We start from the raw sequence: 12,233 nt of genomic DNA on the forward strand, positions 1-12,233 counted from the left end.
GGAATCAGGCGTCGCGGATGCGCCACATGCAGACGGCGGCGCCGGCCAGCATGACGATGGCGATGACAAAGCCCGCATGGTAACTCCAGACTTCGGCCACGATGCCCGCCAGTGAACCGGAGATGATCCAGCCTACCCGGGTGGTGTTGGTGAACAGCGTCGTGGCGGCGCCCGCCTGACCCGGCATCAGATCCTGAAAATACAGCATCCCCATCCCGGCCAGAATGCCGATGAAAATCGCGTTCAGCAGTTGCAGCGCCAGCAAGGCCCACGAACCGTTCAGCAGCGTCAGCCCGACATAAAAAATCAGCCCGGCGATCACCGCCAGCCGCATCAGCAGGCGCTTGCCTAACCGACTGGTCAGGTAACCGGCCAGCAACATCACCGGAATTTCCAGCCCGGCGGCGGTGCCCATCATGACCCCGGCCAGCTTTTCGGGTAACTGCAATTCATTGACCAGATACAACGGCATATTGATCAGATAGATGCCGTTGCAGGTCCACATCAGCGTACAGGCGGTAAACAGCAACAGCGTGTCGCGTCGGTTCTGGCGGGGCGATTCCAGCGTCGCGGCGGATTTAACCCGGGTTTTGGGCATTGACGGCAACAGCAGCCACACCAACAGCCCGCACAGTACGAATACCACCGCGGCCGTCAGATACATCGCCGGGAAACCGAAGCCCAGCACCAGCGCGAAGGCGACCGGCGGCCCGATCACCCAGGATAACGAAATCTGCGCCCGCATCACCGAACTGAACATGGCTGCGCCGCGACCGGTGCGGTCGGCGTGTTCCCGCGCCAGCGCAAACAGTTGCGGGTTGGCGGTGGAGCCGAAACTTGACAGTAGTACGCCGATAAACAGCAGAACAAAATAGTTGCGGTTCCAGGCATACAGCAGACACGACAGCGCGCCCAACAGGCAGCACTGCAATATCAGCGTTTTGCGGTCGCCCTGACGATCGGAATAGGTCGCCAGGATCTGGCTGACGACGATGCCGATCACCGCGCTGCCGGTATAAAACAGCCCGACCATGAACGGACGTACCTGTACTTCCGTTGATAAAAACAGGCTGAGCGTAGGAAGCTGCAGCGCACCGGCAATCCCGGTCAGAAAAGCAATGACCAGAAACGCCGAAGACGTCAGGTCGGGCAGGCGTCGGGCCGCGCGGGCAGAAGAAATTGTCATGCTGAATTCAGGTTAAAAAAGAAGCAGGAAGGAAACTGAACGCGCTATCTTACGCTGATGGAATAGAAACGAAAGTCCGTTTCAATTTTTTTTTCTTCAGCACCTATTCAGCATTGGTGTGTCAAAGTGTTACAGATTTTGGCGTTTCGTGGTGAAAATGTGCGTGACCTCTAAGATCTGTCATTTTATCTGTGCAGAATGCTTGCATACATATAGTGAAAAACGCAGAATTTTTGAAACGTTTCAGCGAGGTTTTGCTGAAACCACCCTGAGAGAGTCAGCAAATTATTTCTCATAAAAGCTGAAACGATTCAAGTTCAGCAAGAGAGGAGCGTTATGTTTCAGTTGTCACAGCACGACATTCATTTAGGTGCTTCCGCCGGCAGTAAAGAGGAGGCCATCCGTCAGGTGGCTGCCGCACTGACCGAAGCCGGTTGCGTGAGCGAGGGCTATGTCGAGGGGATGCTTCAGCGCGAGCAGCAGACCTCTACCTATCTCGGCAGCGGTATTGCTATTCCGCACGGCACCACCGATACGCGCGATCTGGTGCAGAAAACCGGTGTTCAGGTGTTCCAGTTCCCGCAGGGGATCGCGTGGGGCGAAGACCAGACCGCGTATGTGGTGCTGGGGATTGCCGCCCGTTCCGATGAGCATCTGGCGCTGCTGCGTCAACTGACCCACGTGCTGAGCGATGATCGCGTCGCGGCCCGTCTGGCCAGCACCACGTCAGCCGACGAACTGCGCGGGTTGCTGATGGGCGAACAACTGGCGGGCGCGTTCCGTTTTGATACCTCGCTGATTAGCCTGAATGTGGCGACCGACAACCTGATGACGCTGCAGGCGCTGAACGCCGGCCGTCTGCAACAGATTGGCGCGGTCGACGCCAGCTTTGTCAGCCATGTGGTCGGCAATAAGCCGGTACATCTGGGGCAGGGCGTCTGGCTGAGCGACAGCCTGAACGGCAATCTGGTGAGCGCGCTGGCGGTGAGCCGCCCGGCGGAGCCTTTCGCGGTGGATGGCGAAAACGTGGCGCTGCTGCTGACGGTCTCGGCGGCTGATGAGCAGGTATTCGCGTCGCTGGATTATCTCAGCAAGCTGCTGATCGCCGGCAAGGCCGATCGTCTGTTGTCCGCTGACGAAGCCACGCTGCTGGCGCTGCTGACCAGCGAAGAAGAGGACGAAGAAGAAGAGAGCAACGCGCTGGTGGCGGAATTTACCGTCCGCAACGAGCACGGTCTGCATGCCCGTCCGGGCGCGATGCTGGTTAACGTCATCAAACAGTTCTCCAGCGAGATCACCGTGGCGAACCTTGACGGCACCGGCAAACCGGCTAACGGCCGCAGCCTGATGAAAGTGGTGGCGCTGGGCGTCAAGAGCGGTCACCGTCTGCGTTTTACAGCCAACGGCAGCGATGCTGAAGCGGCGCTGAAAGCCATCGGCGAAGCTATTCAGTCCGGCCTTGGGGAGGGTGCAGCATGAGCAGGCGCGTTGCCACCATCACCCTGAATCCCGCCTATGATTTAGTAGGGTACTGCCCGGAAATCGAACGCGGCGAAGTCAACCTGGTTCAGACCACCGGCCTGCATGCGGCAGGCAAGGGCATCAACGTCGCCAAAGTGCTGAAAGACCTTGGGATTGATGTCACCGTGGGCGGCTTTTTGGGTAAAGACAATCAGGACGGTTTTCAGCAGCTGTTCAGCGAACTGGGCATCGCCAACCGTTTTCAGGTGGTGTCGGGGCGTACTCGCATTAATGTCAAACTCACCGAGCAGGATGGCGATGTAACCGACCTGAACTTCTCCGGTTTCGAGGTAACCCAGCAGGACTGGCAGCGTTTCGTCAACGATTCGCTGAGCTGGCTGGGACAGTTTGACATGGTCGCCGTTAGCGGCAGTCTGCCGAGCGGCGTTGACCCGGATGCGTTTACCGACTGGATGTCGCGCCTGCGCAGCCAGTGTCCGTGCATTATTTTTGACAGCAGCCGCGAAGCGCTGGTGGCAGGCCTGAAAGCCTCGCCGTGGCTGGTGAAACCCAACCGCCGGGAGCTGGAAATCTGGGCCGGACGTAAGTTGCCCACGCTGGCGGATGTGGTGGATGCGGCGCATGCGCTGCGTGAACAGGGTATTGCCCATGTCGTGATTTCGCTGGGAGCGGAAGGCGCGCTGTGGGTTAATGCGTCTGGTGCCTGGTTGGCGAAGCCGCCGGCCTGTGAAGTGATCAGTACGGTAGGTGCGGGTGACTCCATGGTGGGGGGATTGATTTATGGCTTATTGATGCGTGAGTCCAGTGAACACACGTTGCGCCTGGCCACGGCGGTGGCAGCATTGGCCGTCAGCCAGAGCAACGTAGGCATTAGCGATCGTCCGCAGCTGGCTGCGATGATGGCGCGTGTCGATCTCAAACCATTTAACTGACAGCAGGAGATAAACAATGAAAACGCTGCTGATACTTGATAAATCACTGGGACTGGCGAAAAGCCGTCTGGTGAAAAATTTGCTCGGTGCTGCTGCAGCTAACGCAGGACTTACCCTCACTGAGCAGTTTGCCGACGCGGAGCTGGCCATCGTGCTGGGCGCGCCCGTACAGGCAGACAGTGGTCTGAATGGCAAAAAAGTGTTTGCCGGGGATAGTGAACTGGCGCTGAGCCAACCGGCGGTGTTTCTGGAACAAGCCAAAGCGCAAGCGCAGACGTATCAGGCGCCTGCCGCAGCTGTTGCCACTGCAGCGGCTCCGGCTGCCGCCAAACGCATCGTGGCGGTAACCGCCTGTCCGACCGGGGTGGCGCACACCTTCATGGCGGCGGAAGCGATTGAAAGCGAAGCGAAAAAACGCGGCTGGTGGGTGAAAGTGGAAACCCGCGGTTCCGTGGGCGCCGGCAACCCGATCAGCCCGGAAGAAGTGGAGCAGGCGGATCTGGTGATCGTGGCGGCGGACATTGAAGTCGACCTCGGCAAATTCGCTGGCAAAAAGATGTATCGCACCTCCACCGGTCTGGCGTTGAAGAAGACGGCGCAGGAGTTTGACAAGGCGCTGTCCGAAGCGACGGTGTTCCAGCCGTCCGCCCAAAGCGGTGCGGCGGCCGGCGGCGAGTCCGCCAAGAAAGGCGGCGCAGGTCCGTACCGTCACCTGCTGACCGGCGTGTCCTACATGCTGCCGATGGTGGTGGCCGGCGGTCTGTGTATCGCCCTGTCGTTCGTGTTCGGTATTACGGCGTTCAAGGAAGAGGGGACGCTGGCTGCCGCGCTGATGAAGATCGGCGGCGGGTCGGCTTTTGCTCTGATGGTGCCGGTACTGGCCGGTTATATTGCGTTCTCGATTGCTGACCGTCCGGGTCTGACGCCGGGTCTGGTCGGCGGTATGCTGGCCGTTAGCACCGGCGCGGGTTTCCTCGGCGGCATCATCGCCGGCTTCCTGGCCGGTTATCTGGCGCGCGCCATTAGTAACCATGTGACGCTGCCGCAGAGTATGTCGGCGCTGAAACCGATCCTGATTATTCCACTGGTCGCTACGTTAATCACCGGTTTGATCATGATCTACGTGGTGGGTACGCCGGTAGCGAAAATCCTGACCGGTCTGACCGGCTGGCTGCAGTCCATGGGCACCGCCAACGCGGTCATCCTGGGCGCGATTCTGGGCGGCATGATGTGTACCGACATGGGCGGCCCGGTGAACAAGGTGGCCTACGTGTTCGGCACTACGCTGCTGAGTAGCCAGGTGTATGCGCCGATGGCCGCCGTCATGGCTGCCGGTATGGTGCCGCCGCTGGCGATGGGGCTGGCGACCTTCATTGCCGGTAAGAAATTCACTTCCAACGAACGTGAAGGCGGCAAGGCGGCGGTGGTGCTGGGGCTGTGCTTCATCTCCGAAGGGGCCATTCCTTATGCTGCCCGCGACCCGATGCGTGTGCTGCCGTGCTGTATCCTGGGCGGCGCGCTGACCGGTGCGATCTCCATGGCGATTGGCGCTAAGTTGATGGCGCCGCACGGCGGTCTGTTCGTGCTACTGATTCCGGGTGCGATTACGCCGGTACTGGGTTACCTGTTCTCCATCGTGGCCGGTACGGTAGTGGCTGGCGTGCTGTACGCCGTGCTGAAACGTCCGGAAGAGCAACTGGCCAAAGCCTGATAGTTGCGAACCTGATGACAAACGCCAGTCTTGCGACTGGCGTTTTTTTTATGTTTTTTCCGCCGAGTCGGGTAATAGCGGTATGATTTTACATTGCTGTGAGGGAATAGAAGGAGAACCGTATGCCGCGTCACCATGCCAGTCGTGGAATTTTGGTGCTGGAATCGCCCTGGGAACTGGATGAGCACGATGCCAACCGTTCATCCGTAGTGCCGTTTATTGAAGGCATTGCCAAAGTCGCCGGTGATACCGAGGTGTATTACGCGAATTTCTACGATAAGAAGAGTTTTCGCACCGCACTGCATTGCCTGTGCAAGATCCCGTTCAAAAACATCATTATTTATGTCGCCGCGCACGGTCAGGGAAAAAAGCTTGGCGGTACGCATATCCGGGATGTTCTCGTCCCGGTTGGTGAATTGTCCCATCATTTCAATATTACCGGGCTGCTGCTCGGCGCTTGTTTCGTGGGCGCCCATACCGACTTGATGGAAACGTTTACCAGCGGCAATCATCTGCGCTGGTGCGCCGGATATGCCTCAGAAACCGAATGGCTTACCGGCACGCTGATTGACTGCGCCATCATCAATCAGATGCTGTCGCTAAAAAAGAAGGCATTCGCCGATCGCGATACTATCGTCGAGAACCTGGCGCTGGCGATTTCGCCCTTCCACGATAAATACGCGATTGGGCGGGATACGCACGGCAAGCCGATGCAACTGCGCGATGCCTTTCAGTGTGTGGTGCAACCCAGCGGCCAGGGGCATAAGCCGCGCACGGTATCGGGCAAAATATTCCAGTGGGCGGGGCAATTGCGGCGGCAGGACGTCGAGTAGTTGGACGTCGAACAGTTGGAAGTCGAGCAGTTGGGCGGCCTAAAAACAGGCCGCGATATGAGTGTTCAGGCGATGTCGGCAGACGATTGCTGTGACTTCAGCCAGGCGATCTCCTGCGCCCAGATATCCGGGTTGATGGTTTCCAGAATCAGCGGAATACCGTCAAAGCGCGGGTCGCGCATAATATAGCTGAACACGGTTTTACCGATGTTGCCTTCTCCCAGGCTGTGGTGACGGTCGACCCGGCTGTTGAATTCGCTTTTGGCGTCATTCAGGTGCATGCCGCGCAAGTAGCGGAAACCGACTATGCGCTCCAGCTCGGCAAACGTGTGCTCGCAATCGGCCTCGGTGCGCAGATCATAGCCGCCGGCAAAGGCGTGGCAGGTATCGATGCAGACGCCGACCCGGCTTTTGTCTTCCACCTGATCGATGATTTCCGCCAGATGTTCAAACCGAAATCCCAGGTTGCTGCCCTGACCGGCGGTGTTCTCGATCACCGCGGTCACGCCGACGGTGGCGTCCAACGCCAGATTGATAGACTGGGCGATACGGCTCAGGCAGGCGCTTTCGTCGATCTGACGCAGGTGACTGCCGGGATGGAAATTCAGCAGCGTCAGCCCCAGTTGCTGACAACGCGACATTTCGTCGATAAACGCCGTCTGGGATTTCTGTAAGGCGTCGTCGTCCGGGTGCCCCAGATTGATCAGGTAACTGTCGTGCGGCAGAATCTGAGCCGGGGCGAACTGATACTGCGCGCAGGCGGCCCGGAAACGATCGATGACATCCGCCGTCAACGGCGGGGCCTGCCACTGGCGCTGATTTTTGGTAAACAGCGCAAACGCGGTGGCGCCGATGTCATGGGCGCGGGCAACCGCCTGATCCACGCCGCCCGAGGCGCTGACGTGGGCTCCGACATATTTCATGCTTTTCTCCTTTTCATGCCCGCGCATTATGACATTACTGCTTAGCTGGCTGTAGCCTTGTTTCACCCATGTCGTTTCGCTCAGGCGAAGAGATGCTGTACCGCCAGATTGATGGCCGCGCCGCCCGCCACCAGCCAGATAAACAGGACCGCCGCCAGCAGCAACGGCTTGATGCCGGCCTGCCGCAGCGTGCTCAGGCGCGTAGCCAACCCCAGCGCCACCATCGCCATGGTCAACAACGCATTATCCAGTTGCGTCAGCATGGCGACCCAGCCCGCCGGTAGCCAGTTCAGCGAATTAACTCCGCACATCAACACAAAACCCAGGGCGAACCACGGATAACCAGCGGTGGCGGACGCGGCGGCCTGATGCGCGGGTTGACGCTGTTTCAGCCACAGGCCGAGGAGAAACAGGAACGGCGCCAGCATCATCACACGCAGCATCTTGCCGATAACCGCCGTATTCTCGGTCTCCGGGCCAATGGCATGACCGGCGGCCACCACCTGTGCGACTTCATGCACCGTTGAGCCGAGGTAGAGTCCGAAAGTCTGCGGGGTAAATAACCAGCCGCTATACTGGATAAAATGTTGGTACAGCCACGGGTAAAAAAACATGGCGGTGGTGCCGAACAGCACCACGGTCGATACCGCTACCGCCACCTTGTCGGCGCTGCTTTTCAGCACCGGCGCGGTGGCCAGCACGGCGGCGGCGCCGCAAATGCTGCTGCCCGCGCCGATCAGCAATACGGTGTGACGATCCAGCCGGAACCAGCGTTGTCCCAGCCAGCAGGCGAGCAACAGGGTGGAGGTGAGCGTCAGCAGGTCGATCACCAGACCGGCGGCGCCGATGGCGGTGATTTGCTGAAAGCTGAGTTTGAAGCCGTACAGGATGATGCCCCAGCGCAGCAGATGATGCCGGGACCACTGAACGCCGGCGTCGCACCAGGGTTGCAGATGTGCGTAGACGGTATTGCCCAGTATCATGCCAACCAGTATTGCCAGCGTCAGGGAACCCAATCCTAATCCGGTTATCGTTGGCTGGCCGGATAACCATAACACGCCTCGGGTCAGCAGGCCGATCAGGATGATGCCGGTCAGCAGATGGCCGACGGCGGACAAAGGGGAAAAGCGTTGTACCCTGGAAGAAAATGAAAACATAGCCATACCCACTCTGGATGATAGAGGTTGAGGGCACAGCCTATGATCAGCACACTTAAAATAGAAATTGATTATATATTTATAACCTATAGATATTTACGATAAGAGCCCCTATGCATATTACGTTACGTCAACTGGAAGTGTTTACCGAAGTCCTGAAAAGCGGTTCAACAACGCAGGCATCGGTGGTGTTGTCGCTGTCACAGTCGGCCGTCAGCGCGGCGCTGGCTGACCTTGAAAGTCAGTTGGGGGTGCAACTGTTTGACCGCGTCGGCAAACGGCTGGTGGTCAATGAGCACGGTCGCCTGCTGTATCCCAAAGCGCTGGCGCTGCTGGAACAGTCGGCTGAAATCGAGCAACTGTTTCGGCGCGATAACGGCGCGCTGCGCATTTATGCCAGCAGTACCATCGGCAATTATCTGATGCCGGCGATGATCGCCCGCTACCGTCAGGATTTTCCGGCCATTCCGCTGGAGCTGTACGTGGGCAATACGCTGGATGTGGTCAATGCCGTTTCTGAGTTCCGGGTCGATCTGGGGCTGATTGAAGGGCCGTGCCATCATCCCGATCTGATCACCCAGCCCTGGCGGGAAGATGAACTGGTAGTGTTTTGTGCTCCGGGCAATCCCCTGATTGATCATGAGTTTACGTTGCAGATGCTGGCGGATGCTCCCTGGATCCTGCGTGAGCACGGTTCGGGAACGCGCGAAGTGCTGGACCACCTGCTGCTGGCGCGCCTGCCGCATTTCCGGCTGGTGATGGAGCTGGGCAACTCGGAGGCGATCAAGCACGCGGTGCGGCATGGTATCGGCATCAGCTGTCTGTCGCGCCATGTGATCGCCGATCAGCTTGATGCCGGCACGCTGGTGGAACTGCCGGTTCCTTTGCCGCCGCTGAACCGCACGCTGTATCTGGTGCACCACCGTCAGAAACATTTATCCGGCGTGCTGCAATGTTTTCTGGGGTACTGTCAGGGCGATGACGGTATCTAAACAGACTGGCAACACCAATGTAACGAACCGGGTCTTAAGTCAGAGGGATTTCTTATGATGCCGGGTGAGTTATGAAGGTCTCTTATAATCCGCGCTGTGCGCTATTCAGCGGGTAGCGGATTGCCTACAATCCGCCCTCAAATTTTCAAGGGCATGGATTGTAATGGCTCAACATGACACTCACTCCGCCGAACAGCGGGGAACCACACTGCGCCGTGAGCTGAAAGCGCGGCATTTGACGATGATCGCCATTGGCGGTTCGATCGGAACCGGATTGTTTGTCGCCTCCGGCGCGACGGTGTCGCAGGCCGGCCCCGGCGGCGCGCTGCTGTCCTACGCGCTGATCGGCCTGATGGTCTATTTCCTGATGACCAGTCTTGGCGAGTTGGCGGCATTCATGCCGGTTTCCGGCTCGTTCTCCACCTATGGCGCGCGCTATGTGGAAGAAGGGTTTGGCTTCGCGCTGGGCTGGAACTACTGGTACAACTGGGCGGTGACCATCGCGGTCGACCTGGTGGCTGCTCAACTGGTGATGGGATACTGGTTCCCGTCGGTGCCGGGCTGGGTGTGGAGCGCGCTGTTCCTGTCGCTGATGTTTTTGCTGAACTACATCTCCGTCAAAGGGTTTGGCGAAGCGGAATACTGGTTCTCGCTGATTAAGGTCACCACCGTAATCCTGTTTATCGCGGTCGGGCTGATGATGATCTTCGGCATTCTGCGCGGAGGCGAGCACGCGGGCTGGCATAACTGGCAGATTGGCGATGCGCCGTTCGCCGGCGGTTTTTCCGCCATGATCGGCGTGGCGATGATTGTCGGCTTCTCGTTCCAGGGCACGGAGCTGATTGGCGTGGCGGCGGGGGAATCAAAAGATCCGCAGACCAACATTCCGCGAGCGGTTCGTCAGGTGTTCTGGCGTATTCTGCTGTTCTATATTTTCGCCATTCTGATCATCAGTCTGCTGGTCCCTTACACCGACCCGAACCTGCTGCGCAATGATGTGAAAGACATCAGCGTCAGCCCGTTCACACTGGTGTTCGAGAACGCTGGTCTGCTGTCGGCGGCGGCGGTGATGAATGCGGTGATCCTGACCGCGGTACTGTCGGCGGGCAATTCCGGCATGTACGCGTCCACCCGCATGCTGTTTACGCTGGCGCAGGAAGGCAAAGCGCCGGCCTGCTTCGGCAAGCTGTCTAAAGGTGGGGTGCCGCGCAACGCGCTGTACGCCACCACGGTGGTGGCGGGCCTGTGCTTCCTGTCTTCCATGTTCGGCAACCAGACGGTGTATCTGTGGCTGCTGAATACTTCCGGCATGACCGGGTTCATCGCCTGGCTGGGGATTGCCATCAGCCACTACCGTTTCCGCCGCGGCTACGTTATGCAGGGGCGCGATCTGAGCTCGCTGCCGTACCGTTCCGGTTTCTTCCCGCTGGGCCCGATCTTTGCCTTCGTACTGTGCCTGATTATTACGCTGGGCCAGAACTATCAGGCGTTTCTGGCTGACAAGATCGACTGGTCCGCGGTGACGGCGACTTACATCGGTATTCCGCTGTTTCTGGTTATCTGGTTCGGCTACCGGTTAGTAAAAGGTTCGCGGGTGGTGAAATACAGCGAGATGACTTTTCCTGAACATATATCCCAGGAACATAACTAACCGTTTCGTAAACAAAAAAGCCAGTCGGATTAGCGACTGGCTTTTTTTATGAACGCGCTTTATGAACGAAAGAGACGGAACTCAAACGCGGGAATGCACCAGCCGTACGTTGCGGTAAACGCTGAGCAGGGTGGCGAACAGCGCCGCCAGCACCAGCGGCGCGCCGACATAACCGATTTTGTCCATCCCCAGATGCAGGCTGACCTGACTGCCCAGCAGCGCGCCGCCGCCGATGCCGAGGTTGAACAACCCGGAGAAAATCGACATGGCGACATCGCTGGCGTCAGGCGCGAGCGACAGCACTTTGGCCTGCATAGCCAGCCCGATGGACATCATCGCCAGACCCCACACCAGACACAGCAGCGTCAGGCCGAACGGATAACCGGACAGCGGCATCAGCAGCGTCAGACAGACCAGCAGCAGCAACATGGCGGTCACCAGAAAGCCAATCGGGAAGCGTTCGCTGTAACGGCTGTAGAGCATACTGCCCACGATCCCGGCGCAGCCGAACAACAGCAAAATCAGGGTAGTGAAGTTTTCCGGCAGACCGGCTACCGTCTGGATAAACGGTTCGATATAGCTGTAGGCGGTGAAATGCGCGGTCACCACCACCACGGTCAGCAGGTAGATGCCGACCAGCGCCGGGCGGCGGAACAGCTTCGGCACGCTGGACAGCGAGCCGGAATGCTCGCTTGGCAGCAACGGCAGCAAGCGCGCCAGCATGATCATGGCGACCGTGGCGCCGGCGGCAATGGTCAGGAAGGTCACGCGCCAGCCGAGGTACTGACCAATCACCCGCCCCAGCGGTAGCCCCAGCACCATCGCCAGCGACGACCCGGTGGCGATCAGCCCCAGCGCCTGCGCGCGTTTGCCGGGCGGCGCCATGCGAATCGCCAGTGAGGCGGTAATCGACCAGAATACCGAGTGCGCCAGCGCCACCCCGGCGCGGGAAATGACCAGCACGGTAAAATTCCAGGCCACGGCAGACAACAGGTGGCTGACGATAAACAGGCTAAACAGGCCAATCAGCAATTTACGACGCTCAATCCCGCTGGTCAGCAACATGCAGATCAGCGAAGCCACCGCCACGATCCAGGCATAAATAGTAATCATCAGACCGACATCTTCGGTTTTCATGGCAAAGGTGTTGGCGATGTCGCTCAGCAGCCCCACCGGAATAAATTCCGTGGTGTTGAAGATAAACGCGGCCACAGCCAGCGTCACCACGCGTAACCAGGCGGTGGAGCGTGAGGGGGAAGCGGATGTCATAGTCAGGTTCCAGTCGGGTATTACAAATTGCGGACGGCCTATTGTAGTCAATCGTGGGTTAAAATGCGATTACGATCACATTTCAGCCAGGAGACGC

At 58.8% G+C, this 12,233-nt stretch carries 10 protein-coding genes; 6 read left to right on the forward strand and 4 right to left on the reverse strand.

Going from position 1 to position 12,233, the window contains the following annotated elements; all coding sequences use genetic code 11:
- Positions 1-4: 4 nt before the first annotated feature.
- Entirely contained in the window at positions 5-1,186 is a 1,182-nt protein-coding gene (locus DXX3274_RS09590; RefSeq protein WP_042859599.1) for a sugar efflux transporter, read from the reverse strand.
- 336 nt (positions 1,187-1,522) lie between these two features.
- Here DXX3274_RS09590 and fruB point away from each other — a divergent pair, with 336 nt between their 5' ends.
- The 4 genes from fruB to DXX3274_RS09610 all read left to right on the forward strand — a co-directional run bounded on the left by fruB (position 1,523) and on the right by DXX3274_RS09610 (position 6,144).
- Positions 1,523-2,665 carry a fused PTS fructose transporter subunit IIA/HPr protein gene (gene fruB, locus DXX3274_RS09595; RefSeq protein WP_042859600.1) on the forward strand — a complete coding sequence of 381 codons (1,143 nt, stop codon included), beginning with the start codon at positions 1,523-1,525 and terminating at the stop codon, positions 2,663-2,665.
- A complete protein-coding gene (gene fruK / locus DXX3274_RS09600; RefSeq protein WP_042859601.1) occupies positions 2,662-3,600 on the forward strand; it encodes a 1-phosphofructokinase in 939 nt (312 codons plus the stop codon). The genes fruB and fruK overlap by 4 nt, the downstream gene beginning before the upstream one ends.
- A gap of 16 nt (positions 3,601-3,616) precedes the next feature.
- Positions 3,617-5,311: a PTS fructose transporter subunit IIBC gene (gene fruA / locus DXX3274_RS09605; RefSeq protein WP_042859602.1), complete on the forward strand. Its 1,695-nt coding sequence runs from the start codon at positions 3,617-3,619 to the stop codon at positions 5,309-5,311.
- Positions 5,312-5,433: 122 nt separating this feature from the next.
- On the forward strand, positions 5,434-6,144 hold the full coding sequence (locus DXX3274_RS09610; protein WP_042859603.1) for a hypothetical protein: 711 nt from the start codon (positions 5,434-5,436) through the stop codon (positions 6,142-6,144).
- A gap of 65 nt (positions 6,145-6,209) precedes the next feature.
- Here DXX3274_RS09610 and nfo read toward each other — a convergent pair whose 3' ends face one another.
- A complete protein-coding gene (nfo, locus tag DXX3274_RS09615) occupies positions 6,210-7,067 on the reverse strand; it encodes a deoxyribonuclease IV (RefSeq protein WP_042859604.1) in 858 nt (285 codons plus the stop codon).
- 80 nt (positions 7,068-7,147) lie between these two features.
- Complete coding sequence (locus tag DXX3274_RS09620) at positions 7,148-8,230, reverse strand: YeiH family protein (protein WP_042859605.1); 1,083 nt, start codon at positions 8,228-8,230, stop codon at positions 7,148-7,150.
- A gap of 107 nt (positions 8,231-8,337) precedes the next feature.
- Here DXX3274_RS09620 and yieE point away from each other — a divergent pair, with 107 nt between their 5' ends.
- Positions 8,338-9,216, forward strand: coding sequence for a DNA-binding transcriptional regulator YeiE (gene yieE, locus DXX3274_RS09625; protein WP_038659514.1), 879 nt, complete (start codon positions 8,338-8,340; stop codon positions 9,214-9,216).
- A gap of 163 nt (positions 9,217-9,379) precedes the next feature.
- Positions 9,380-10,867: an amino acid permease gene (locus tag DXX3274_RS09630; protein WP_038659511.1), complete on the forward strand. Its 1,488-nt coding sequence runs from the start codon at positions 9,380-9,382 to the stop codon at positions 10,865-10,867.
- Positions 10,868-10,948: 81 nt separating this feature from the next.
- Here the strand turns inward: DXX3274_RS09630 and DXX3274_RS09635 are convergent, their stop codons facing one another.
- The gene (locus DXX3274_RS09635; RefSeq protein WP_042859606.1) at positions 10,949-12,136 is read right to left on the reverse strand and encodes a sugar transporter; all 1,188 of its coding nucleotides are present in this window, start codon (positions 12,134-12,136) and stop codon (positions 10,949-10,951) included.
- Positions 12,137-12,233: the final 97 nt, after the last annotated feature.

The organism is Dickeya sp. NCPPB 3274, assembly GCF_000406205.1.
GTDB classification, from domain to species: Bacteria; Pseudomonadota; Gammaproteobacteria; order Enterobacterales; family Enterobacteriaceae; genus Dickeya; species Dickeya fangzhongdai.

Bases quoted from the DNA above. Each gene is read 5' to 3' on its own strand.
- DXX3274_RS09590 (WP_042859599.1), bottom strand. From the start codon at position 1,186: ATGACAATTTCTTCTGCCCGCGCGGCCCGACGCCTGCCCGACCTGACG.
- fruB (WP_042859600.1), top strand. From the start codon at position 1,523: ATGTTTCAGTTGTCACAGCACGACATTCATTTAGGTGCTTCCGCCGGC.
- fruK (WP_042859601.1), top strand. From the start codon at position 2,662: ATGAGCAGGCGCGTTGCCACCATCACCCTGAATCCCGCCTATGATTTA.
- fruA (WP_042859602.1), top strand. From the start codon at position 3,617: ATGAAAACGCTGCTGATACTTGATAAATCACTGGGACTGGCGAAAAGC.
- DXX3274_RS09610 (WP_042859603.1), top strand. From the start codon at position 5,434: ATGCCGCGTCACCATGCCAGTCGTGGAATTTTGGTGCTGGAATCGCCC.
- nfo (WP_042859604.1), bottom strand. From the start codon at position 7,067: ATGAAATATGTCGGAGCCCACGTCAGCGCCTCGGGCGGCGTGGATCAG.
- DXX3274_RS09620 (WP_042859605.1), bottom strand. From the start codon at position 8,230: ATGGCTATGTTTTCATTTTCTTCCAGGGTACAACGCTTTTCCCCTTTG.
- yieE (WP_038659514.1), top strand. From the start codon at position 8,338: ATGCATATTACGTTACGTCAACTGGAAGTGTTTACCGAAGTCCTGAAA.
- DXX3274_RS09630 (WP_038659511.1), top strand. From the start codon at position 9,380: ATGGCTCAACATGACACTCACTCCGCCGAACAGCGGGGAACCACACTG.
- DXX3274_RS09635 (WP_042859606.1), bottom strand. From the start codon at position 12,136: ATGACATCCGCTTCCCCCTCACGCTCCACCGCCTGGTTACGCGTGGTG.